At 70.1% G+C, this 22,725-nt stretch carries 18 protein-coding genes; 9 read left to right on the top strand and 9 right to left on the bottom strand.

Features of this window, described 5'->3' with window-relative positions; all coding sequences use genetic code 11:
- The first annotated feature begins 738 nt into the window (after positions 1-738).
- The 4 genes from ACZ49J_RS37115 to ACZ49J_RS37100 all read left to right on the top strand — a co-directional run bounded on the left by ACZ49J_RS37115 (position 739) and on the right by ACZ49J_RS37100 (position 5,796).
- Complete coding sequence (locus ACZ49J_RS37115; protein WP_467457199.1) at positions 739-1,512, top strand: isoprenyl transferase; 774 nt, start codon at positions 739-741, stop codon at positions 1,510-1,512.
- A 327-nt stretch (positions 1,513-1,839) separates the two neighbouring features.
- Positions 1,840-3,165 carry a PhoH family protein gene (locus tag ACZ49J_RS37110; RefSeq protein ID WP_467457200.1) on the top strand — a complete coding sequence of 442 codons (1,326 nt, stop codon included), beginning with the start codon at positions 1,840-1,842 and terminating at the stop codon, positions 3,163-3,165.
- Positions 3,166-3,582: 417 nt separating this feature from the next.
- On the top strand, positions 3,583-4,272 hold the full coding sequence (locus ACZ49J_RS37105; RefSeq protein WP_467457201.1) for an aggregation-promoting factor C-terminal-like domain-containing protein: 690 nt from the start codon (positions 3,583-3,585) through the stop codon (positions 4,270-4,272).
- A 150-nt stretch (positions 4,273-4,422) separates the two neighbouring features.
- Positions 4,423-5,796 (top strand): AI-2E family transporter, encoded by a 1,374-nt coding sequence (locus ACZ49J_RS37100; protein WP_467457203.1) that lies wholly within the window; start codon positions 4,423-4,425, stop codon positions 5,794-5,796.
- 164 nt (positions 5,797-5,960) lie between these two features.
- On the opposite strand, the gene ahpD is transcribed toward ACZ49J_RS37100, so the two are convergent.
- Positions 5,961-6,494 carry an alkylhydroperoxidase, AhpD family gene (gene ahpD / locus ACZ49J_RS37095; RefSeq protein ID WP_467457204.1) on the bottom strand — a complete coding sequence of 178 codons (534 nt, stop codon included), beginning with the start codon at positions 6,492-6,494 and terminating at the stop codon, positions 5,961-5,963.
- A gap of 215 nt (positions 6,495-6,709) precedes the next feature.
- On the opposite strand from ahpD, the gene ACZ49J_RS37090 reads away from it, so the two are divergent.
- From ACZ49J_RS37090 to ACZ49J_RS37080, 3 genes are all read left to right on the top strand, one after another.
- Positions 6,710-7,714, top strand: a complete 1,005-nt coding sequence (locus ACZ49J_RS37090; RefSeq protein WP_467457205.1) for a MarR family transcriptional regulator — start codon at positions 6,710-6,712, stop codon at positions 7,712-7,714.
- A 92-nt stretch (positions 7,715-7,806) separates the two neighbouring features.
- On the top strand, positions 7,807-8,217 hold the full coding sequence (locus ACZ49J_RS37085; protein ID WP_467457206.1) for a roadblock/LC7 domain-containing protein: 411 nt from the start codon (positions 7,807-7,809) through the stop codon (positions 8,215-8,217).
- Between the two features lie 4 nt (positions 8,218-8,221).
- The gene (locus ACZ49J_RS37080) at positions 8,222-8,650 is read left to right on the top strand and encodes a hypothetical protein (protein ID WP_467457208.1); all 429 of its coding nucleotides are present in this window, start codon (positions 8,222-8,224) and stop codon (positions 8,648-8,650) included.
- 61 nt (positions 8,651-8,711) lie between these two features.
- On the opposite strand, the gene ACZ49J_RS37075 is transcribed toward ACZ49J_RS37080, so the two are convergent.
- Genes ACZ49J_RS37075 through ACZ49J_RS37065 form a run of 3 tightly spaced genes read right to left on the bottom strand, consistent with a single transcriptional unit; the run spans position 8,712 to position 12,282 of the window.
- Positions 8,712-11,078 (bottom strand): ABC transporter permease, encoded by a 2,367-nt coding sequence (locus ACZ49J_RS37075; protein WP_467457210.1) that lies wholly within the window; start codon positions 11,076-11,078, stop codon positions 8,712-8,714.
- Positions 11,075-11,761: an ABC transporter ATP-binding protein gene (locus ACZ49J_RS37070; protein WP_467457212.1), complete on the bottom strand. Its 687-nt coding sequence runs from the start codon at positions 11,759-11,761 to the stop codon at positions 11,075-11,077. Before ACZ49J_RS37070 ends, ACZ49J_RS37075 begins: the two co-directional genes overlap by 4 nt.
- Positions 11,758-12,282: a PadR family transcriptional regulator gene (locus tag ACZ49J_RS37065; RefSeq protein ID WP_467457213.1), complete on the bottom strand. Its 525-nt coding sequence runs from the start codon at positions 12,280-12,282 to the stop codon at positions 11,758-11,760. Before ACZ49J_RS37065 ends, ACZ49J_RS37070 begins: the two co-directional genes overlap by 4 nt.
- 310 nt (positions 12,283-12,592) lie before the next feature.
- Between ACZ49J_RS37065 and ACZ49J_RS37060 the strand changes: the two genes are divergently transcribed.
- Complete coding sequence (locus tag ACZ49J_RS37060; RefSeq protein WP_467457214.1) at positions 12,593-14,959, top strand: transglycosylase domain-containing protein; 2,367 nt, start codon at positions 12,593-12,595, stop codon at positions 14,957-14,959.
- Between the two features lie 358 nt (positions 14,960-15,317).
- Positions 15,318-15,899: a hypothetical protein gene (locus ACZ49J_RS37055; protein ID WP_467457215.1), complete on the top strand. Its 582-nt coding sequence runs from the start codon at positions 15,318-15,320 to the stop codon at positions 15,897-15,899.
- A gap of 79 nt (positions 15,900-15,978) precedes the next feature.
- Here the strand turns inward: ACZ49J_RS37055 and ACZ49J_RS37050 are convergent, their stop codons facing one another.
- From ACZ49J_RS37050 to ACZ49J_RS37030, 5 genes are all read right to left on the bottom strand, one after another.
- Positions 15,979-16,548, bottom strand: a complete 570-nt coding sequence (locus tag ACZ49J_RS37050) for a hypothetical protein (protein ID WP_467457216.1) — start codon at positions 16,546-16,548, stop codon at positions 15,979-15,981.
- Positions 16,549-16,585: 37 nt separating this feature from the next.
- Positions 16,586-17,098 (bottom strand): hypothetical protein, encoded by a 513-nt coding sequence (locus ACZ49J_RS37045; RefSeq protein WP_467457217.1) that lies wholly within the window; start codon positions 17,096-17,098, stop codon positions 16,586-16,588.
- A 273-nt stretch (positions 17,099-17,371) separates the two neighbouring features.
- Positions 17,372-19,531 (bottom strand): ATP-binding SpoIIE family protein phosphatase, encoded by a 2,160-nt coding sequence (locus ACZ49J_RS37040; protein WP_467457219.1) that lies wholly within the window; start codon positions 19,529-19,531, stop codon positions 17,372-17,374.
- 358 nt (positions 19,532-19,889) lie between these two features.
- Complete coding sequence (gene fomD, locus ACZ49J_RS37035; protein WP_467457221.1) at positions 19,890-20,585, bottom strand: cytidylyl-2-hydroxypropylphosphonate hydrolase; 696 nt, start codon at positions 20,583-20,585, stop codon at positions 19,890-19,892.
- A gap of 115 nt (positions 20,586-20,700) precedes the next feature.
- Positions 20,701-22,086 carry a class II fumarate hydratase gene (locus tag ACZ49J_RS37030; RefSeq protein WP_467457222.1) on the bottom strand — a complete coding sequence of 462 codons (1,386 nt, stop codon included), beginning with the start codon at positions 22,084-22,086 and terminating at the stop codon, positions 20,701-20,703.
- Between the last annotated feature and the right edge of the window lie 639 nt (positions 22,087-22,725).

Raw genomic sequence — 22,725 nt, 5'->3', positions numbered from 1 at the left:
TGGCTTAAGTCGGGTATCTCGCGTTAAGTTCAGACCAAGGAAATTCGCGTGAGCAAAGCTGCGCGGGCGGTACCGCGCAGAGGAGGGGGCTGCGCGGTGCCGGTATCCGACAGTCGGTAGCGGGCCGTCCGGGCCCGTCGGGTGCAGGCTGTGGCCGCGAATCCCACGTTGGCGTCAAGTGTGCGTTCTCAGTGCGGTTCACCCGTGCGGGGTGCGCCGGAAGATGCCGTCATGCGGCGCGCAAGCGAGCTCAAACCCCTTGGATCCCTCTGGATGCCACCCGATTGCCTTGGAATCCGCTGTGATCCGGCCATGAATACCCCCTGAATCAACGCTTCCGCACCCACCCGCGCGTCGTCAGCCGACTTCGGAGAGTAATTTTTTGGCGCCGATGCACGCAGCATCACTCACGAAGGGTTATGGTGGAAGCCCCCCCTCGGGCCGGTCCGTCTCCCCCCCACGGACCGGCCCGTTTTTTGTGCGGTAACGAGGGGCGCGCTGACGTGGAGGTGTGGGCGGCATGCCCCGGTTCTCAGGGCGCGGGGATCGCGCGGGCGCCCCTCGTCTTTTCAGGGGCGCGTAGCGACGTCGAAATGCGGCTCCGCCGCGTGGGCGCGACCAGCCACCGACAACCCGCACATACCCACCGGCCCCCGCACCCCCTTCCCCCCGACCCCCAGCGGCAGCGCTAGGCTTCGCCGTTGGGGGACCGCATTCGCTACGGAGGGGCTTCATCACGTGAACCTGCGCGACACACTGCGTGGCCTGCTGGTCAAGGTCTACGCACGCAGGGTGGAAGGCCATCTCGACCACAACAAGGTGCCCGAGCACATCGGCGTGATCGTGGACGGCAGCCGTCGCTGGGCCAAGGCGGCGGGCTCCACCACGACGCAGGGCCACCGGGCCGGCGCCGACAAGATCGAGGAGTTCCTGGGCTGGTGCAGCGAGACGGACGTGAAGGTCGTCACTCTTTGGCTGCTCTCCACCGATAACTTCAACCGGCCGCAGGAGGAACTCGTCCCGCTCCTGGGCATCATCGAGGACGTCGTACGCACCCTGGCCGCCGACGGCCGCTGGCGCGTGCACCACGTAGGCGCGCTCGACCTGCTGTCACCTGGGATGCAGACCACGCTCAAGGAGGCCGAAGAGGCCACCGCCCACGTCGACGGGATACTGGTCAACGTCGCCATCGGCTACGGCGGACGCCAGGAGATCGCCGACGCCGTGCGCTCGATGCTCCTGGAGGCCCAGGACAAGGGCACCTCGATGGAGGAGCTCGCCGAGTCCGTGGACATCGACATGATCGGCCGGCACCTCTACACGAGTGACCAGCCCGACCCGGACCTCGTCATCCGCACCAGCGGCGAGCAGCGCCTGTCGGGATTCATGCTGTGGCAGACCGCCCATTCGGAGTACTACTTCTGCGACGTCTTCTGGCCGGCCTTCCGCAAGGTGGACTTCCTGCGGGCCCTGCGCGACTACTCCGCGCGAGGCCGGCGTTTCGGAGGCTGACGCTCCGTATCCGCCGGTGAGGTGCACATCACCCCCATGGGGGCACAAGTAACGAGGAGTTCACCGGGGTGCCGTCGTACCCCATGGCATGGCCGCGCGTGTTCGAGGGCATAAGCCAGTCAGGTCGACACCCGAACCACGGGTGTCGTATCTCAGCGGACGGCACGGGGCCGTCCGCCCGGGAGGCCCTTTGCACCAGCCCGACCGTGCGGTGACTGCGCGGACGAAGAGGCGGAGGGCCGGTCACCGGCCCGTGCATCGCGGCCGTCGACCGGTCCAGCTCCACTCCGTCGCTCCCCGACCTCATCCGAGGGGGTACGTCCTTCCGTGGTGACCAGCACAAAGCGCCATAAGCCAGACCGGCGCACCTACGTTCTCGACACCAGCGTCCTGCTGGCCGACCCGAACGCCCTGAACCGCTTCGACGAGCACGAGGTCGTGCTCCCGATCGTCGTGGTGACGGAGCTGGAGGCCAAGCGGCACCATCCGGAGCTCGGCTACTTCGCCCGGCAGGCCCTCCGCCTGCTCGACGAGTTCCGGGTGAAGTACGGTCGCCTCGACGCCCCCATTCCGACCGGGGACCTCGGCGGCACGGTCCGTGTCGAGCTCAACCACTCGGACCCCAGCGTCCTGCCGTCCGGCTACCGCTTGGGGGACAACGACTCCCGCATCCTCGCGGTCGCCCGCAACCTGCAGGCCGAGGGGTACGACGTCACCGTCGTCTCGAAGGACCTCCCGCTCAGGATCAAGGCGTCCTCCGTCGGCCTCCTTGCCGAGGAGTACCGCGCGGAGCTCGCCATCACGGACTCCTCCGGCTGGACCGGAATGTCCGAACTGACCCTGGCCGGCGAGCAGGTGGACATCCTCTTCGAAGAGGGGCACGCGTACGTCCCCGAGGCCGCCGACCTCCCCGTGCACACGGGCCTGACCATCCAGTCCGAGCGCGGCAAGGCGTTGGGCCGGGTGACTGCCGAGGGCAATGTCCGCCTCGTGCGCGGCGACCGGGAGGCCTTCGGCATCAAGGGCCGCAGCGCCGAGCAGCGGATCGCGCTCGACCTGCTGCTCGACCCGGACGTCGGCATCGTGTCGATGGGCGGCCGGGCCGGCACCGGCAAGTCGGCGCTGGCGCTGTGCGCGGGTCTGGAGGCCGTCCTCGAGCGCCGTCAGCACCAGAAGGTGATGGTCTTCCGGCCGCTGTACGCGGTGGGCGGGCAGGAGCTGGGCTATCTGCCGGGCACCGAGGCCGAGAAGATGAGCCCCTGGGCGCAGGCGGTCTTCGACACCCTCTCGGCGGTCACGTCCCGCGAGGTCATCGAGGAGGTCACCGCGCGCGGCATGCTGGAGGTGCTTCCGCTCACGCACATCCGCGGTCGCTCTCTCCATGACGCGTTCGTGATCGTGGACGAGGCCCAGTCCCTGGAGCGGAACGTCCTGCTGACCGTTCTGTCCCGCATCGGCGCGAATTCACGGGTGGTCCTCACCCACGACGTCGCCCAGCGGGACAATCTGCGGGTCGGCCGGTACGACGGTGTCGTCGCCGTCGTGGAGAAGCTGAAGGGGCATCCGCTCTTCGCTCACGTCACGCTGACGCGGTCCGAAAGGTCCCAGATTGCTGCCCTGGTGACCGAAATGCTGGAGGACGGGCAGATCTGACCGGAGTGCTCAACTTCAGGTAGCTACTCGCTGGTTGGCGCCGTTCAGCAAAGGCCATGAGCCTAGCTGGGCGGCGCTCGGCGTGTGCGGCTTTCCTGGAATCCCGCAGCGCAAACAGGGTGTGAGCTTTCACACGCAACTCAGAATTGCCATGCCGCGTCCGGTTACGGCAGAGTCTCACTCCTGTCAGGCCCCGCATACGACACACCTGTACCCCCAGCGGTACGGAACAACAGAAGCACCAGGATCAACTCCATAGCGTCGTCGTATGCCGCCCGAGCACCACGCGGCGCTCCCCGCAAGGGAGTTGCCCACCGGGCCCGCGCCTCCCGTGACCCCGCAGTTGGGAGGCCAGTGCCAGGGGCACGATTGCGTCCGCCAGGGTCACCGAAGCGGGCGATGCTGGAAGGAAACCGTGTGAGCCGGATTTCGGTCCGGGGATTCGCAGTGGCCTCGGCCACCGCGGTCACCGCTGTCGGAAGCGTCGTTGGTGTTGCCTCGGGCAGCACCGCTCAGAACGTCGACGCCGAGACGACAGCAAGCGACGCGACTCTCCTCTCGGACATACCCATGGGCCAGCAGGCCCAGGTGCAGACGGCGTCACTGACGCAGCAGGCCGACGCACAGGCCATCGCCGCGGACGCCACCGCCCGGAAGGACGCGGAGGAGACGGCCCGCAAGAAGGCCGCCGAGGACGCGATCGCCAAGCAGAAGGCCGCCGAGAAGGCGGAGGCCGAGCGCAAGGCCAAGGAAGCGGCCAGCCGCTCCGCGAGCCGCGATGTCTCGTCGCTCGTCGGCAGCTCCTCCAAGACCTACACCATCGCGGAGATCCAGGCGATGGCCAAGCAGGTGGTGGCCGCCGACCAGTGGACCTGCTTCAGCAACATCGTGGACCACGAGTCCAGCTGGAACTACAAGGCCGTCAACGCCTCCTCGGGCGCCTACGGTCTGTTCCAGGCACTGCCCGGCACCAAGATGGCGTCCGCCGGTTCCGACTGGCAGACCAACCCGGCGACCCAGATCAAGTGGGGCCTCAACTACATGGAGTCCCGCTACGGCAGCCCGTGCGAGGCGTGGTCGTTCTGGCAGGCCAACAACTGGTACTGAGCCGCCGCTGAGCCCCCGGGCACCCGTGGGCCGCTCAACCTTCCCGAGCCCCTCACCGTCCTTTGGTGAGGGGCTCGGGCCATGTACGGTCGGAGCGGCGATTCCGGGGGAGTCACCGGGGCGGAAGAGGAACGGGGGAGAAGGCGGATCATGTCGCGAGTGCCCAAGTGGCTCGGCCGACTCGGCGCCGGACTGACCGGATGGGGTCAGGAGCTGGAGCGCCGTCGCGCGGAGGCCGAGGCCCGCGACGCCGACGCGTCGGACTCCGAGGAGCCGAGGGGCTCCGAGACCGCCGGAACCTCCCCCTGGGCGGAGGCCCAGCCGCCCGAGTACGTCCCGGCGCCGCCCTCTTACGCACCCTCCGTCATGGCCCGCCCGCATCCCGCCGAGGCGGTCCCCTGGGGGATGCGGGTCGCGGCCGAGGCCGGGTGGCGGCTGCTCGTCCTCGCGGGCACCCTCTGGGTCCTGATGCGGGTCATCAGCGCCGTCCAGCTGGTGGTGCTGGCGTTCGTCTCGGCGCTCCTCATCACGGCCCTGCTGCAGCCGGCGGTCGCCCGGCTGCGCCGCCACGGAGTGCCGCGCGGCGTGGCCACGGCGCTGACGGCGATCCTCGGCTTCGTGGTGATGGGCCTGATCGGATGGTTCGTGACCTGGCAGGTCATGGAGAACATCGACAACCTCTCCGACCAGATCCAGGACGGCATCGACGAGTTGCGCCGCTGGCTGCTCAACAGCCCGTTCCACGTCACCGAGGACCAGATCAACGACATCGCCAAGAACCTGCGCGAGGCGATCAGCAGCAACACCGAGGAGATCACCTCCGCCGGCCTGGAGGGTGTGACGGTCATCGTGGAGGCCCTGACCGGGATCCTCCTGACGATGTTCTGCACCCTCTTCCTGCTGTACGACGGTGATCGGATCTGGAAGTGGACCCTGAAGCTGGTGCCGGAGGCGGCACGGCCCGGGGTGGCCGGAGCGGGTCCGCGGGCCTGGCGCACCCTGACGTCCTATGTGCGCGGCACGGTGATGGTGGCCCTGATCGACGCCATCTTCATCGGCCTGGGCATCTACTTCCTCGACGTGCCGATGGCGGTGCCGCTGGCCGTCTTCATCTTCCTCTTCTCGTTCATCCCGCTGGTGGGTGCGGTGGTCTCCGGCGCCCTGGCGGTGGTCGTGGCGCTGGTGACGCAGGGCGTCTTCACCGCGGTGATGACGCTGGCGGTCGTGCTGGCCGTCCAGCAGATCGAGGGGCACATCCTGCAGCCGTTCATCCTGGGGCGGGCGGTCCGCGTCCACCCGCTGGCGGTCGTCCTGGCCGTCGCGGCCGGCGGCATGGTCGCCGGCATCGGGGGAGCGGTGGTCGCGGTCCCGCTGGCGGCGGTGACGAACACGGTCGTCGGCTATCTGCGGGTCCACTCCCGCGAGGCGTCCCTCCGGTACGCGCCGCAGCCACGGGGAGCCACGGCGGCGGGCACGGCACAGGAGGCGCCACCACCGGGCGACACGGGCGGCGGGCAGAAGTGACGTCGCCCCTGGCGTGCTGATCGCCCCCGCCGCCCCTACCCGTCCGGTCCCCAGGGGCGCTGCCCCTTCGACCCGGCTCGGGGCTGCGCCCCGGGCCCCGCTCCTCAAGCGCCGGAGGGGCTGGACAATCCAGCCCGTCCGGCGCTTGAGGACGAGGCCGCGGGCTACTCGCCCAGGACCGCCTCCGCCTCCAGCGTCACCCCGGCCGCCTGGACGACCGACGCGATCCTGACGGCCTCCTGGACGGTCTCGCGGTCGATACCGGCCTTGCGCAGGGCCTGCTCGTGGGAGTCGAGGCACACCCCGCAGCCGTTGACGGCGGAGACGGCGAGGGACCACAGCTCGAAGTCGGCCCTGTCGACACCGGGATCGCCGAGGACGTTCATGCGGAGCCCCGCCCGCAGCGTGCCGTACGCCGGGTCCGACAGCAGATGCCGTGTGCGGTGGAAGACGTTGCTCATCGTCATCGTCGCGGCGGCGGACCTTGCCGCCGTGTACGCCTCCGGTGACAGGTGGGCCCTCGCCTCCGGCGCCAGCTCACGCAGCACGAGCGTCGAGCGCGAGGCGATCGCCGTCGCCAGCACCGTCCCCCACAGCCGCTGAGCGGGAAGGCCGGAACCGCCGATGACCGACTCGAGGTTCCGGCGCAGGTCCTCGGCGTAGTCCGGTAGCGAGGACTTGAGGGAGTCGAGTGACATGCCGGACATCCTCCCCCCTCGGGAACGGCCGCAAGAAACCGCCCCGCATTCGGTCACATGTGCACTCGAACAGAGACCATTCGGCGGCCGTACCCTTCATCTTCCGTCAGGTAACGGCAGGGAGCGAGACTCCCGCCGCGAGGCGCTCCCCGGCTGCTACACCTACCCCCTCGGAGTTACACGTCAGGCGTGTGTGCGACAGGTCAAGGGGAGTGATGGCGGACCGTCGGATATCCCTCGACCGGGCCGGGTACGGCCTGCTGTCACGGACCCTCGCGGAGTGCGGGCGGGACGTGGCCACCGGGGAGCTCCGGGTGACGGGGAAACCCGGTGGCGCCTTCCACCTCCGGGGCGGGCTCGTCGTCGCCGTCGAGAGCCCGGGCGCGCCCGGCCCCGAGGCGCTGCTGCTGCGCTCGGGGCGGATCAGCGGCGAGCAGTGGGACGGGCTGCTGCGCGAGCCGGGGGCCGGTCGCTGGCCCGAGGGGGGACTGGTCGCGCACGGGTACGCCGGCGCCGCCCAGCTGCGGGTGGTCCGCATGATGGCGTTGCAGGACGCGGTGTTCGCGGTCGTCGCGGGCCGCGTGGACGGCGTCGAACCCCTCGCCGAGCCGTCCGGCGCCGGCCCCGTCGCGCCGGTCGCGGTCGGTGAGAGCCCGCTGCGGCTGCTCCAGGAGGCGACCCGCAAGCTCATCGCGCTCTCCGCGCTGCCCTGCCCGGTCCTGCCCGACCGCGAACGGCCCCTCCCCGCGCCCGGAGCCGACGCGGACGACCCCCGGCTGCCGTCCGCCCGGCGGGAGATCCTCACCCACGCCGACGGCCGCCGCACCGCCCGCGACCTCGCCTTCGCCACCGGCCGCGGGGTCTACCCCGTCACCGTCGAACTCGCCCGCATGCTCGCCGAGGGCCTCCTGCGCTGCGAGGACACCCCGCCGGTGGTCCTGCCGTTCCCGGTCCGCACGCCGCCCACGGGCGCCCTGAGCCCCGTACGCCAGGACGCACCCACGGAACCGGAGACACCCCCGCGCCCCGAGGCGCCCCGTTCCGCGCCCACGGCACCGGCGGCAGCCGTACGGCTCGACAAACCCAGCAAGCTCCCCCGGCGCGAGCCGGGGGCCAGTGGCATCAACGAGACTCTCGCCGCGACGAAGAGCGGCGCGGCGAGCTGGAAAGGGTTCTTCCGTCTGCGGCACCGCATCTTCACCCCGGACTCCGGCACCTGACGGACAGGAAGACGGACAGGGAGACGGACACGGACACGGCTCCGCACACGGAGACCACGGAGAACCACGGACACGTCAGGGAGTTCACGCACATGGATCACGAGGCTTTGACCAGGGAGATGCGGGGCCTGCGCGAGCAGGTCACCGGCGTCACCGACACGGCGGTGGCCGCCGCAGACGGACTGCTCATCGCGGCCGACACCGCCGGCGGGATCGACCCGGAGGGCCTCGCCGCGATCGCCGCCGCGGGACTCGGGCTCGCCCACCGCACGGCGGAGGCGACCGGGCGCGGCATCCTGCGCCAGACGGTGACCCACGGCAGCCGGGGCTGCGCCGCCTTCTACGCGGTGGGGGAGACCGCGTTGCTGGTGGTCCTGGGCGACGAGGGCGTCGACGTGGACCGGCTGCACGAGGAAGCCCGCCCGGCCCTTGCCCGCATCGATGCGATCCTGACGGCGACCGGTGCCGGGCACGAGCCCGCACCCGCGGTCGGGGCGGTGTGAGGGGATGGCGACCAAGCGCATGACGTCTTCCTTCTCCGACCAGGTGATGAGCCTGGTCAAAGCACTGCGCAGCGAGACCCCCGACTGCGTCGCCTCCGGAGTGGTCGACATGTCGACCGGGATGCTGCTGTCGTACGAGACGGTCGAGAGCCATCCGCCGGAGGTCCTCGACCTGCTCGCCGGCGCCACCCTCGACCTCTTCCAGGGCCGTACGGTCGTGATGATCGAGGACGTGTTCAAGGAGCGCCGGGGCGTCACCAGCGACCAGCACTTCTTCCAGGAGATCCTCGTCAACAGCGACAACCTCACCCATCTGTTCATCCGCATGAACGACCAGCAGGACGTGGTGGCCGTGGTCGTCTGCCGCAAGTCGGTGAACGTGGGCATGCTCTTCGCCCAGGCGCGGCGGGTGGTGCAGGCCCACACGCTGTGAGCGCGCGTGTGAGGGCCCCCTCCGGGGCGGAGGGGGCCCTCGCCGTACATCGCCTTCGCGGCTACTCCGTGCGCAGCCCGTCCGGCCGCATCAGGCGCAGCAGCGGCGGCAGGCTGAGCAGCGTGACCACCGCGACGACACCCGCGCCGACGCCCGTCATCGACAGCACGCTCGCCCAGTCCACGGTCACCGGGACGGCCGTCATCTTCAGCAGCACCGCACCCAGGGCCAGACCCACGACGGAGGCGAGGAGAAGGCCCAGCGCGATGGGGATCGCGGTCTGCCACAGCACCGACAGGCTCAGCGTACGGCGCCGGGTGCCGAAGGCGACCAGGGCCGACAGCAGCTTCTTGCGCTCGCGCAGCTGCTCCAGCTGGGACACCAGAAGGCTCGCGCCGATGAGGAAGAGTACGCAGGCCGCGCCGACGAACAGGCCGGTGCGGATGGAGTCGTACTGGCCGGAGCGCTCGGTCGACGTCCAGCTCCAGACGGACGCCAGCGGATCGATCGCGGCCGCCGTGTTCCGCACCCGGTCGGTCGCGTCCGGCACCGAGGGATCGAGGCGTACGTAGGCGGTGCCCTCGAGCGCGGGGTTGACCTCATCGGGCAGGGCGGACGGAGTGACCAGCAGTCCCACGATGTCGTCCGCCAGCTCGTAGTTCTCGTCGCGCAGGGAGTCCTCGCGCGTCTGGGCCTTCTTCAGCTCACCCGGCAGCGTCCAGGCGATCTCCTTGCCCCGGTCGGAGTCGTAGGACGGGTCGAAGTAGACCGTGTTGCCGGGCTTGGCGAGCTTCACCGGATACGTGCCGTCCGAGAACGGCAGGACGAAGACGTCACCGTCACGGCAGGCGGGGAGATTCGCCATCTCCCGCAGGGCCGCGCAGCCGCCGACGGTGACGTCCCCGAACCGGTCCGGCTCCGAGCGCTTGTCACCGATCCAGCCCCTGCTGACCGCCACGGCGTCCTGTACGCCCCTGGTCCGGTCGAGCTTTTCCTGGGCGGCTGTCTCCCCGACGGCGTGCGTCAGGGTGATCTGCAGATCGGCACGGCTGGTGTCCAGTCCCGTCGACTTCGTGTACTCGTCCTCGACCCCCGCGAACAGCATCTGCAGGGCGATCGCGCCGGCCACCGCGACCGCGATGCCGTTCACCATGCGGGCCGCGGAGCCGCTGCTCAACTGCAGTCTGCGTACGGCGAGTTGCCAGGACACCGAGCCGGAGCCCATGCGTGCGACGAACGCCTCGACGACCCACGGCAGCAGCGCCGTGATACCGACGAGCAGCAGGACGACACCGCCGGTGACCATGTACTCGTTGAAGTTCCCGTTGTCCGCGCCCTGGCCGATCATCGGGTAGAGCAGCACGAGACCACCCAGCGGCAGGAGCAGCCGCCACCACAGCCTGCGCCGGGGCGGCTTGGCCGTGCGGACCACACCGAGCGGTTCGATGACGACGCCGCGCAGGGCGAGAAGCGTGACGAGGACGGCGGACGCCGGGACGGCGACGGCGATCAGCGCGACGAGCGCGGGGGAGGGGTTGAGATAGCTCGGGAAGACACTGAAGCCGAACAGGTCGACCGATCCCGCGAGCTGACGGAGGACCAGGAAGAACACGGTGCCGAACGCCAGCCCAAGGACCGACCCGGCGACAGCCTCGCCCGCGGCGATCCGGCGCGTCATCCTGCCGTCGGCGCCGACCAGCCGGAGCGCCGCGAGCCTGCGGTCGCGCCGCTCGCCGCCGAACCGTACGGCCGCGGCGATGAAGACGGCGACCGGCATCAGCAGCACCACGAGCACGACCAGGACGAGCAGCAGCAGGATCGGGTCCATCTCCTCCCCGCCGCTCTGGTCCGTCACCTTCCCGAAGCCGTCGATGCGGCCCACGGTCGCGCCGTTGATCAGCTTCACCAGCCCGTCGGCGCCCGCGAAGTAGGAGAGTTCGCCCGGGCCGACCAGCCCGGCCTCGTCGATGGTGCCGGCGACGCGGTACGGCAGCCGCTCCCGCAGCAGCTTCCCGTCGTCCGACTTCAGCAGCTCGGCGAGCGCGGGGGAGACGACCATCTCGCCCTTCGCGGGGAGCTTTTCCACCCCCGGAGGCCGCGGCGCCCGTGGTCCCTCGGGCTCCAGCAGCCGCCCACGGACGACCGTGCCCCGGTACGTGGTGTCGCTGTTGGCGACGACCAGGGTCTTGTCGGACGGCTTCAACGTGCGGGTCTCGTCGTGGTAGACGAGACCGATGTCGTCCCGGGCGTCGTCGCGGTCGTCCCGCGTGGCCAGGGCGTTCGGCAGCGCCGCGGTGAGCAGCAGCAGCGCCACCCCGAGTCCCACCCCGACCGCGGTGAGCACGGCGCGCACCCACCCCTCGCGGCCCCCGGCGAGGGCGAACCTGACGCCCATCGCCAGGTCGCGAGGCCACTGGCTCGCACTCATATGGCCCGCTCCATGTCCCGCGACCTGCCGTCCCGTACGACGATCTCGCGGTCCGAGTACGCGGCGACCCGCGCCTCGTGGGTGACCAGGACGACGGCCGCGTTGGTGGACCGGGCGGCGTCCGTGAGCAGTTCCATGACGCGCTCGCCGTTGAGCGAGTCGAGCGCGCCGGTGGGCTCGTCGGCGAACAGCACGCGCGGGTTCGTCACCAGCGCGCGGGCCACGGCGACCCGCTGGCCCTGGCCGCCGGAGACCTCACCGGGCCGCTTGTCCTTGAGGTCGTCGACCTCCAGGCGCTGCATCCAGGCCAGGGCGGTGCGCTCGGCCTCCTTGCGGGAGGTCCCGTTCAGCCGCAGGGGCAGGGCGACGTTCTCCACGCAGGTCAGTTCCGGCACCAGCTGGCCGAACTGGAAGACGAACCCGAACTCGCTGCGCCGCAGCGCGCTGCGCTCGGTGTCGTTCATGGTGGCCATCTCGCGACCGCTGTACGTGATCGACCCGGAGTCGGGCGTCACGATCCCCGCGAGGCAGTGCAGCAGGGTCGACTTGCCGGAGCCGGAGGGGCCCATCACGGCGACGACCTCGCCGGGGTGGATGGAGAACTCGGCACCGTCGAGGGCCGTGGTCGGACCGTAGGCCTTGCGCAGGTCGGTCGCGACGAGGAGGGAACCGGGGGGTGTCATCGGACCACCGCCTGAGCGAGCTTGTCGAGACGGGCAGCGGTGAGTTCGAGCCAGCGCAGGTCGGCCTCCAGGTGGAACAGGGCGTGGTCGCAGATCAGCTGGTCCGCCAGATCGCCCTTGCGTTTGCGGTCGGTGAGGATGCGCATCATGCGCAGGTGCTCGGAACGCTGGCTGTCGAGGATGTCGGCCGCGTTCCGGTGGGTGAGCAGGGCCAGGACGACCTTGGTGTAGAGGGTCGACTGGAGGTACGGCTCGGGCTTCTCGGGGGTGGCGAGCCACCGCTGGACATCGGTGATGCCGGCCTCGGTGATCGCGTACCGCTTCCGTTCGGGGCCCTCGCCCGGCTCGACGCCCTCGACCTCGACGAGGCCGTTCTTGAGCAGCCGGGACATCGTCGAGTAGACCTGGCCGTAGTGCAGCGGCCGGTCGTGACCGAACTTCTCGTCGAAGGCCCGCTTCAGGTCGTAACCGTGGCGGGGCCCGGACTCCAGGAGCCCGAGGAGTGTGTGACCGATGGACATGCGGAGCACTGTACACACGGCGTATACACCTCGCGTATACGTGCCGTGTATAGATGCCGCCGCGGAGCTCCGACCCCGCAGGTCACGGCCGATTGTCACGGTTCTGCTACTGGGCCCGTCGGTGCTCGTGGGCCCGCGGGGCAACCTTCCGCCCTGCTGGCACGTCGGTTCCTACGGGGCGGGTGCTGATTGTCACGTCCCGAAAAGCCGGGATCGACGGAGCTTTGTCACAGGTCGCGGTGTTAGCTTTCTACGCTGTCCGTTGACGCACGCGAGTGACGTACGAGAAGGAAAACGAGAAGGAAGCGCGATGGGACGAGCGGAAGAGAGAAGAGCGCGACAGCGCGGTGGCCGCCGCGCGGCGCCCAAGCGCTCGTCCAGGGCAGCCGCCTCCGGTTCGGTCGGGACCGGCACGACCGGCGCGACCGGCACCAGGGCCGCCAGGAGGGCGGCCGCTTCCAAGCCCTCCAGGGCGGGCGGCATGCGCCGCTTCTTCACCTGGAAGAAGCTCATCGGCACGTTCTTCGGTCTCTGCCTGCTCGGCATGGGCGCCTTCATCGTGCTCTACCTGGCCATCGACATCCCGAAGGGCAACGCACTCGCGGAGGAACAGAGCAACATCTACAAGTACGCGGACGGCAAGACCCTCACCCGCAAGGGCGACGTCAACCGCGAGATCGTCGACCTCGACCAGGTCCCCCGGGGCGTCCAGTACACGTTCGTCGCGGCCGAGAACAAGTCCTTCTACAGGGACGCGGGCGTCGACCTGAAGGGCACGGCCCGAGGCCTGATCAACACGCTGTCCGGCAAGGGCAAGCAGGGCGGCTCGACGATCACCCAGCAGTACGTCAAGAACTACTACCTGACCCAGGACCAGACGGTCACGCGCAAGCTCAAGGAGCTCGTGATCTCGCTCAAGGTGGACCGTCAGAAGTCCAAGGACTACATCCTCGCGGGCTACATCAACACCAGCTACTACGGCCGCGGCGCCTACGGCATCCAGGCCGCCGCCCAGGCGTACTACGGCAAGGACGCCAGCAAGCTCACCGTCGCCCAGGGCGCCTACCTCGCCGCGCTGCTCCAGGCCCCCAGCCAGTACGACTGGGCGGTCGCCAGCAAGACCAGCAAGGAACTGGTCAAGCAGCGCTGGAACTACGTCCTGAACAACATGGTCGAGGAGAAGTGGCTGGACGCGGACAAGCGCGACGCCATGAAGTTCCCCGTGCCGAAGGACCCCCAGGGCGCGCCGGGCCTCGACGGCCAGACCGGATACCTGGTTCAGGCGGCCAACAACGCGCTGGCGAAGCAACTCGTCGCCGAGGGCTCGGCCAGCGACATGGACGACGCCCGGGCGATGGTCGACGCCGGCGGCTGGACCATCACGCTGAACATCGACAAGAAGAAGCAGAACCTGCTGGAGAAGGCCGTCAAGGACACCCTCACCAGCAAGCTGGACCCGAAGAAGCGCTCCGTCGACGGCGACGTCCAGGCCGGTGCCGTGTCCGTCGACCCGAAGACGGGCAAGGTCCTCGCCATGTACGGCGGCGTGGACTACACCAAGCACTTCACCAACAACGCCACGCGCACCGACTACCAGCCCGCCTCCACCTTCAAGCCGCTGATCCTGGCCGCGGCCCTGGAGGAGGGCGCCACGACCGAGGACGACAAACCGATCACCGCCAAGACGATCTACGACGGCACCAGCGAGCGGCCGGTCGTGGACCGCGACGGCAACAAGGTCGGCTTCGCCCCGCCGAACGAGGACGACGAGAACTACGGCCCGGTCACCGTCCAGACCGCCATGAACAAGTCCATCAACTCCGTCTTCGCGCAGATGGGCGTCGACGTCGGCATGGACGAGGTCATGAAGGTCGCGGGCGAACTCGGCATGGACGTCGAGAACGAGCAGGCGGTGCCCGCCCAGACGCTCGGCACCATGGGCGCGAGCCCGCTGGAGATGGCCGGCGTCTACGCCACCCTCGACAACCACGGCAGGAAGGTCACCCCGGCCGTCGTCGCGTCGGCCGAACACAAGGACCACGTGGTCAAGTTCCCGGACCCGATCGGCGAAGAGGTCATCAGCCGCGAGGCCGCCGACACGGTCACCTCGGTACTCACCGGCGTGGTCGACGACGGTACGGCCCGTGCGTCGGTGCGGGACAACCCGGCCCGCGACGGCCAGCAGGTCGCCGGCAAGACCGGTACGTCGGACAACAACAAGTCGGCCTGGTTCACCGGCTACACCCCGAACCTGGTCACCTCGGTCGGACTGTTCGGTGAGGACGCCAAGACCCACGCCCAGGTCACCCTGCAGGGCGCCACGGGCCTGCTCCCGGGCAAGGGGCGCGTCAACGGCGGTGGCTACCCGGCGCAGATCTGGGCGGCGTACACCTTCGGCGCGATGGGCAAGGTCACCAAGTTCGACCTGGAAACCGACCAGGGCGCGGCGGTCCAGCCCACCTTCACGCCGACGCCGAGCGACACGCCGTCGAGGACTCCGTCGGACGAGCCGACCACGAGGCAGCCGACGACGTCCGCTCCGCAGAGCACGCCGGAGACGACTCCGGAGTCGACACCGTCGTCGAGCGGGCAGACGAGCCCGGCGCCGGGCGGGACACCGTCGTCACCGGAGATCGAACTGCCGGGCGATCCGGACGATCCACAGAACGGGCAGTAGACGCCGTCGCGGCCACGACCAGCCGGTCGTGGCCGCGACGTTCGCCGGACACCGATGTTCATCCGATGTTGGTGTTCACGGCGTGAGGTGTTCACCCAAATGTCACCATGACGGGCCCATCCGCAGGAACCGCCATATTGTGGTGCGCATGTGCCAGGTCCCTTTCCTGCGGCGCCATCCGGCGTGCATATGCGAGGTGAATCAGAGATGGGTGGCCTTCTCCTGGACAGCATCACCGGCATTCCGAAGGTGGAGTCGGTTGTTTCGTCTCCCGAGGAGCAGTGCGCGTCGCTGTACGACGCCATTCGGGGCATGAGTGCGTATGGGTCCGTGGTAGAGGCCGAAAAGCGCAGAAACGATGGTGGCGGTCGGCGCTTTGATGAACGGGAAACAGTGGGATGACCTTCATTCGTATCCCGAGGAGCCGAGTGGGCGCACCTTGGGGGACAAGTACTTCAAGGAGTTCACGAGGCTCGTGCATGTCGGCCTGGGGAGGTCATGGTGGGGGGAGCCGGTCGCCGCGGTCCTCGGCGCTGCCGGAGGCGCGTGGCTGGGCCATGACGACGACCTGCCGATAGAGGAGGTCCTGGGGGTCGCCGTCTCCATGGTGGGTGTCATCATCGGATCCGTGTTCGCCATCCTGGCGATGATCACACGCGCCTGCGACAACACTTTTCTCAAGAAGGCGAGAAAAGCCGGAATCCTGCCCATGACGAATTACCTGTGGCCGTTCTTCACCATTGTCGCCATGGGTGTCCTGTCCACTGTTTCTCTCCTGGTGGTGGCGGGGATTTCCGAGGACGCCCCTGTGGCGCTGCATATGGCGGCGGGTGCGGCAGCGGGGTTCTTCGTGCTGTGGACACTGGCCAGCCTCCTTCCCGCCATGGGGGTCCTCATCGTTTTCACCCGGCTCATCGAGAACGCCTCCGGCATCGACTGAAGGAGGCGGAAAGGGTGGGGCGCCGGTGCTCGGACGCCGCGGGCGGCGGCGTCTCCGCACCGGTGGGGTATGCCGCCCGTCACTCGTCGACGTTGAGCTCGAAGTGGACGTACCGGCCGTCCAGGGTGATGTAGCCGTCACCGTAGGCGGAGCGGTAGTGGCCGGTACCGCCGATGATGGCGGTCTTGGCCGTCACGCGCTCCTGCGGGCGGTAGGTGATCATGTCGCTGAGGGTCAGCGTCCCTCGCTTCAGGCGCAGGACCCGCGTGCACTGGGTGGTCACCCGGTCTCCGGAGACCCGGATTTCGGCGCAGTCCGACTCACCGTCACCGGCGTACTGCCACCACGTCGTGCGCGACTGCTTCGTCGCCTTCTGCACCTTCGACGTCTTCGCCGACTTCGCCGTCTTCTTGGTCTGCGGCGCCTTCGTGGCCTTCGTCGTCTTCTTCGCGTACAGATGCAGCTGGGCCACCCAGCTGTTCCCGACCGCCATCCGCGTGGGAGGCGCGTCGGCCTGCACGCCGGTCAGTTCGATCCTCTCGATGTCGTTGTCCTTGTCCGTTCCCTCGGCCTGCGCCGACGTCGGCAGCAGGGCGATCGCGGTGACGAGAGCGGTGATGACGACACCGCGGACAGCTGGTCTGATCACGGAACCTCCAGGCCGCACCTTGTACCCCTCCTCGGACTCAGTCATCGATGTAGAGGTCGTAGTGGACCCGGTCCGACTCGAGGGTGATGTAGCCCTCTCCCTCGGCGTCGTTGTAGATGCCCGTGCCACCCACGATGGCGGTCTTGGCGGTGACGGGTTTGCCGGCGCGGGGGTCGGCGAACAGGCCGGTGAGGGAGTCCTGGTACTTGCGGGTGATCATGTCGCTGAGCGTCAGGGTTCCCTTCTTCAGACGCAGCACCCGCGTGCACTGGCTGGTCAGCCGGCTCCCCTCGACCTTGGAGGCGGTGCACCGGGCGCTGGCGTCTCCGATGAACCGCTTCTTCAGGCTGTACAGGTGCTCGTGGGTGACCCAGCTGGCACCGGGTTCGACGAACTGGGGGCGCGAGTCCTCCTTGGTGACACCGGTGAACCGGACCCGCACGACGTCCTCGTCCCCGACGTCCGCCGAGGCCGACGCGGAGAGGGGAAGCGTGAACACGGCGGTCAGGCTGGCCACGGCCACGGCGCGGCGGACAGGGGAACAGGGCATAGATCCTCCAAGGAGTTGACGGCGGGTGCCCCCGGTCTGCGGAGCACTGGCGAGTCATTCCACGCAGCGGAACTCCGCCGGGCAACGCGCCCTGCGCGTCAGGGCCCCGACAGCCACTCGAACAGAGGAGCGTGCGGTACCACTTTTGAGCCGTCCGTGGGACGCCCGTATCCGAAGCGAGAAGGGCGCCCGCCGAGGCGGACGCCCTCTCACAACCGTGCTCGGCCCACCCGCCGCGCCTGCGCGGTCACCGCACCAGTGCCGCGGAAGGCACTAGGAGGCCGAACGCACCGCGAGTTCGAACCAGACCACCTTGCCGGTGGACAGCCGCGTCGCGCCCCACCTCCTGGCCACCTTGTTCACCAGGAACAGTCCGCGACCACCCTCGTCCGTGGCACGCGCCTGCCGCAGCCGCGGCAACTGGGGCACGTCGTCGGTGACCTCACAGCGCAGCACATCCGTGCGCAGCAGCCGCAACGTGACCGGCCGGGAGGCGTACCGCACCGCGTTGGTCACGACCTCGCTGATCAGCAGCTCCACCGAGTCGCTCAGGTCCTCAAGACCCCAGCGGGACAGCGCGTGCCGCGCCAGCCGCCGGGCACGACCCGGAGCCATCTCCTCCGGTTCCAGGAACCAGTACGCGACGTCACTGGGGGCGATCCCGTCGAAGCGGGCGGCGAGCAGCGCGATGTCGTCGTCCCGGTCGCCCGGGCCGAGCATGTCGAGCACCTCGTCGCACAGGGCCTCCAGCGGCGGCGGATGGTCCGGGCCGGTCAGCTGCGCGGTCGCGGCGAGCTTCTCGCGCAGCTGCTCTATGCCGGTCCACACGTCCCTCAGGCGCGACTCGACCAGACCGTCGGTGTACAGCAGCAGCGTGGCCCCGGCCGGCGCGTCCAGCTCGACCGCCTCGAAGTCCACCCCGCCCACGCCGATCGGCGCGCCCGGCGGCACCCGCAGCACCTCGGCACGCCCGCCCAGGTGCAGCAGGACCGGCGGCGGATGCCCGGCGTTGGCGATGGTGATCCGGTGCGAGACCGGGTCGTACACCGCGTACAGGCAGGTCGCCATCCGGTCGGTGCCCAGGCGCTGGGCCTGCTCGTCGAGGTGGTGCAGCACCTCCTGAGGCGGCAGGTCGAGCCCCGCCAGGGTCTGCGCGGTGGTGCGCAGCTGGCCCATGATCGCCGCCGACGTCATGGAGTGCCCCATGACGTCGCCCACGACCAGGGCGACCCGGCTGCCGGGCAGCGGGATCGCGTCGTACCAGTCGCCGCCGACCCGCGCGGTCTCGGCCGCGGGGAGGTAGCGGTGCGCGAGCCGTACACCCGTGGGGCGCGGCAGGGTCTCGGGCAGCATCGTGCGCTGCAGCTCGTCCGCGATGTACGCCTCGCGGCCGTACAGGACCGCCTTGTCGATGCCGAGCGCGCTGTGCGTGGCGAGCTGGGCGGCGACCAGCAGGTCGTCCTGTTCGAACGCCATCCGCTCCGGGCGGCGCAGGAACAGCGCCGCGCCGATCACCCGGCGCCGGCCGCGCAGCGGCGCCAGGATGGCGCGCTGGCCCGTGGGCACCGTGAACGGGCTGTCCTCGCCGATGAGCTCGGGCAGGGCGTCGCGGGCCGCGGGAGCGTCCGCGAACACCGGCCGCACGCCCCGCAGGACTTCGGCGAGCGCGCCACCGGGCCGTACCTCGCACAGCTCCGCCGTGACCGCCGACAGATCGGCGGGCTCCTGCTGCACCGCGGGCATGAAGCCGTTCTCGGTGTCGCGCTCCGCGGGGATCCGGTCGGTGCGGCGCAGCCGCAGCACGAGCGGACCGACGGGCCGCTCGTCGCCGACCGGCAGCGGCTCGCGCAGATAGACCAGGATCGCGTCCGAGAACGTCGGCACGGTGGCCCGGCACAGACCCATCACGATCTCGTCCAGGTCGATGCCCCGGGCGATCCGCCGGGTCGCCGCACCCACGAACCGCAGCCGGTCACCGTCCCGCCGCATGGGCATGGGGCTGCCCGGCGGCAGTCCCTGGCCCAGACGCCGCTCCTGGCCGTCCGGCGCGCCCGCGGGCTGCTCGGCGCCCGGCTGGACCGGGATGCTCTCCGGAGCGGGGCGCGGGCGGTGCGGGTCGGGCTCGGTGGCGGCGGGCTGCGAGTGCTCCGGGCCGCTGTTCGCCGAGGTGTCGCCGGGCGCGGAGGTGCCCGGGCCCGAGGAGGCGCCCTGGGAACTCTTCGCGCAGGGGGTCGTACCCGGATCGGAGGGTGCGTCCCCCGTGCGCGCCTGAGCCGGTAAAGCGGCGGACGGCGGCAGCTGGAGCGGTTCGGTGGCCGGCATCGGCAGTGCCTCCGGGGTACGCAGGAGCGCCCCGCGGGGGTCCGCGGGGCTGGCGCCGGGCTGGGGGCGCTCGTGGGAGGTGGGGTGCTCCGTCACGCGTGTCGAATCCATCCGTCCGGGGCTGCGGGCCGTGCGTGGGGTCCGGCACACAGCAAACCCGTTGTTTCGGCCCGCAGGAATCCCGATACCCGGAATACTTGCCCCGGGAACGGAATTCCCTCGTGGCCGGAGGGAGTTCCTGCGCCACAGACGGTACCGGCCGACCCGGCGGCCCACAGCACCGGCCGCACGGATGGCCTGACCGGCCGTCCTGGGCCCGTACCGGTGTGGCCCACGTACCCCTTGATCACGTCCTGCCGCCCCTCGGTGACGTCTGTTCAAGCACTGTGCGTCCTGCGGGAGTTGCCCCCATGAAATTCCTTTGCGGAGGACGATCCTACGGTTCTGCACCGGGGGCGCATCAAGGGTCTCATGGTGACGCGTGCGCCGGAGTGCGGTCCCAGTCGTCCGGAAGGGAGGGTACGCCCCATCCGGGGTGCGGGCGCCAGTGCTGCCAGCCGTCCGGGAACGGCGGGCCCCAGTCCTCGATCACCTTCACCGCGCAGCGGCCCGCCGCGCGTACCCGCTCGGCGAGTTGCGCGTCCATCAGCCCGTCCCGCTGGGCCTGCGCGAACTCGTCCTCGTCGTGCCAGACCCAACTGCGGTCCGGGCGCACCGAGATGTCCAGGAAGTGGTCCCGGGAGTCCACGCCGCGCTCCCAACGGGTCTGCGGCTCCTCCAGGTTCACGTACCAGTTCTTGAACTGCCAGCCCGGCTCCCAGAACAGCCACACGGACCACGGCTCGCCGGGCCGGGACAGCTTCAGCACGCCCGTGCCGAACCAGCGGCCCCGCTGGACGGTCCGCGGTTTGGTGTAGCGGGACTCCAGCGGCTCGACGTGCACCGGGGTGCCGTCGGCGAGCACGGGCTTGACGCACTCCGTGCCCGGCGCCAGCCACACGGCGAGCAACTCGTCGTCGTCCCGGACGACGGTGACGGGGCGCACGATGTGGAACTGCTCGCCGGCGTTCTCCCGGTACCGCCACAGGATCTGAGTCCCGGGCGTCCAGTGCCCCGCCGCCGGTCCGTCCTCTTCCACTCGTCTCACCGCTTCATCGTCCGTCATGCACAGATATTAGGTGGCACAGGCATACGACGCCGCTGCGCGCGTGATGGTTCACGCCATGGCGGGAAAACGGTTACGGGTGCGTCATGCGAGGTTGCCGGGGTGTCGTCCCTTGTTACGGCCGCGTCATCCGCAGGACATCCAGTGCCTCGTCCAACTGCTCGACGGTGAGGTCTCCCCGCTCCACGTATCCGTTCTCGAGCACCACCTCACGGATCGTCTTCCGCTCCGCCAGCGACTTCTTCGCCACCTTCGCGGCCTCCTCGTACCCGATGTACTTGTTCAGCGGGGTGACGACGGAGGGCGACGACTCGGCGTACTCGCGGGCCCGTTCGCGGTGGGCGACGATGCCGTCGACGGTGCGGTCGGCGAGCAGCCGCGAGACGGCTGCGAGGAGCCGGACGGACTCCAGTACGTTCTTCGCGATCACCGGCAGCATCACGTTGAGCTCGAAGTTGCCGGCGGCTCCGGCGGCTGCGACGGTGGCGTCGTTGCCGGTGACCTGGGCGGCGACCATGAGGACGGCTTCCGGGATCACGGGGTTGACCTTGCCCGGCATGATCGAGGACCCCGGCTGGAGGTCGGGCAGCGAGATCTCCGCGAGCCCGGTCCGCGGCCCGGAGGCCATCCACCGCAGATCGTTGGCGATCTTGGTGAGGGACACGGCGATGGTCCTCAGCTGTCCGCTGGCCTCCACGACCCCGTCCCGCGCGCCCTGCGCCTCGAAGTGGTCCCGGGCCTCGGTGAGCGGCAGCCCCGTGACGCGCGCGATCTCAGCGATGACGGCGGCGGAGAAACCGGGCGGGGTGTTGATGCCGGTGCCCACGGCGGTGCCGCCGAGGGGCAGTTCGGCCAGGCGGGGGAGCGAGGAGTGGAGCCGCTCGACGCCGTGCCGGATCTGGGCCGCGTACCCGCCGAACTCCTGCCCCAGCGTCACGGGGGTGGCGTCCATGAGATGGGTCCGGCCGGACTTCACGACGTCGGCGAACTCATCGGACTTGCGCTCCAGCGAGGCGGCGAGGTGCTCCAGGGCCGGGATCAGGTCGTGGGTGACGGCGGCCGTGGCGGCGATATGGATGGACGAGGGAAAGACGTCGTTGGACGACTGCGAGGCGTTGACGTGGTCGTTGGGATGCACGTCCCGGCCGAGCCGTTCGGTGGCGAGGGTGGCGATGACCTCGTTGGTGTTCATGTTCGACGAGGTGCCGGAGCCGGTCTGGAACACGTCCACCGGGAAGTGCTCGTCCCAGCGCCCCTCGGCGACTTCGGCGGCGGCCTCCTGGATGGCCTGGGCGACGTCCTTGTCGAGCACTTCCAGCTCGGCGTTCACCTTGGCGGCGGCGCCCTTGATCCGGGCGAGGGCCTCGATGTGGGCGCGCTCGATGCGCTGGCCGGAGATCGGGAAGTTCTCGACGGCGCGCTGGGTCTGGGCCCGCCACTTGGCGTCCGCGGGGACCTGGACCTCACCCATGGAGTCGTGCTCAATGCGGTATTCGCTCATGCCCGTACAGCGATCTCGGCGGCGGGGATGTTCCGGGGTGTGGGCCGCACGAGTGCCGTTGCCGTTGCCGTTGCCGCTGCCGCTCGGGGAGGGCGGCGCCGGGCTGGCACGTCCGGCGTCCGAGGACGAGGCCGTCCGGCCGACAGGGGTCTGGGGCGCGGCCCCAGCGGTGCGGGGGCGGTGCCCCTGGCGGGGTCGAAGGGGCAGCGCCTCTGAGGAAGGGGCGGGTAGGGGCGGCGGGGGCGAACCAGTCCCCCGCCGCACAGGAGGTACTAGGCCAGCCCCGGCCCCCGCACCGGAATCGACGTGAACGTCGGCTGCGGCGCCGGGTCCTGGAAGAAGTCGTTCGACTTGTTCGGCCGACGGCACCGAACAGCCCGTCCGGCGTTCGAGGACAAGGCCGTTCAGGCCGATCAGGGGTCCAGGGGGCGAGGCCCCTTGGCGGGGTCGAAGGGGCGGAGCCCCTGGGGATGGGGCGGGTAGGGGCGGCGGGGGCGAGATCCGTCCCCGCCGCACCGCGGGAGTTACGCCAGCCCTGGCCCCCGCACCGCGGGAGTTACGCCAGCCCTGGCCCCCGCACCGCGGGAGTTACGCCAGCCCTGGCCCCCGCACCGCGGGAGTTACGCCAGCCCTGGCCCC

The sequence above is a fragment of the Streptomyces sp. NPDC030840 genome, from assembly GCF_055572015.1.
Note: the sequence above shows the minus strand (reverse complement) of the source record. Positions and strands in the feature narration are given on the sequence as shown.

What these genes read in the sequence shown, in the direction of transcription:
- ACZ49J_RS37100 (WP_467457203.1), top strand. Translation starts at nt 4,423, where the DNA reads ATGTCGCGAGTGCCCAAGTGGCTCGGCCGACTCGGCGCCGGACTGACC.
- ahpD (WP_467457204.1), bottom strand. Translation starts at nt 6,494, where the DNA reads ATGTCACTCGACTCCCTCAAGTCCTCGCTACCGGACTACGCCGAGGAC.
- ACZ49J_RS37090 (WP_467457205.1), top strand. Translation starts at nt 6,710, where the DNA reads ATGGCGGACCGTCGGATATCCCTCGACCGGGCCGGGTACGGCCTGCTG.
- ACZ49J_RS37085 (WP_467457206.1), top strand. Translation starts at nt 7,807, where the DNA reads ATGGATCACGAGGCTTTGACCAGGGAGATGCGGGGCCTGCGCGAGCAG.
- ACZ49J_RS37080 (WP_467457208.1), top strand. Translation starts at nt 8,222, where the DNA reads ATGGCGACCAAGCGCATGACGTCTTCCTTCTCCGACCAGGTGATGAGC.
- ACZ49J_RS37075 (WP_467457210.1), bottom strand. Translation starts at nt 11,078, where the DNA reads ATGAGTGCGAGCCAGTGGCCTCGCGACCTGGCGATGGGCGTCAGGTTC.
- ACZ49J_RS37070 (WP_467457212.1), bottom strand. Translation starts at nt 11,761, where the DNA reads ATGACACCCCCCGGTTCCCTCCTCGTCGCGACCGACCTGCGCAAGGCC.
- ACZ49J_RS37065 (WP_467457213.1), bottom strand. Translation starts at nt 12,282, where the DNA reads ATGTCCATCGGTCACACACTCCTCGGGCTCCTGGAGTCCGGGCCCCGC.
- ACZ49J_RS37060 (WP_467457214.1), top strand. Translation starts at nt 12,593, where the DNA reads ATGGGACGAGCGGAAGAGAGAAGAGCGCGACAGCGCGGTGGCCGCCGC.
- ACZ49J_RS37055 (WP_467457215.1), top strand. Translation starts at nt 15,318, where the DNA reads ATGGTGGCGGTCGGCGCTTTGATGAACGGGAAACAGTGGGATGACCTT.
- ACZ49J_RS37045 (WP_467457217.1), bottom strand. Translation starts at nt 17,098, where the DNA reads ATGCCCTGTTCCCCTGTCCGCCGCGCCGTGGCCGTGGCCAGCCTGACC.
- ACZ49J_RS37040 (WP_467457219.1), bottom strand. Translation starts at nt 19,531, where the DNA reads ATGGATTCGACACGCGTGACGGAGCACCCCACCTCCCACGAGCGCCCC.
- fomD (WP_467457221.1), bottom strand. Translation starts at nt 20,585, where the DNA reads ATGACGGACGATGAAGCGGTGAGACGAGTGGAAGAGGACGGACCGGCG.
- ACZ49J_RS37030 (WP_467457222.1), bottom strand. Translation starts at nt 22,086, where the DNA reads ATGAGCGAATACCGCATTGAGCACGACTCCATGGGTGAGGTCCAGGTC.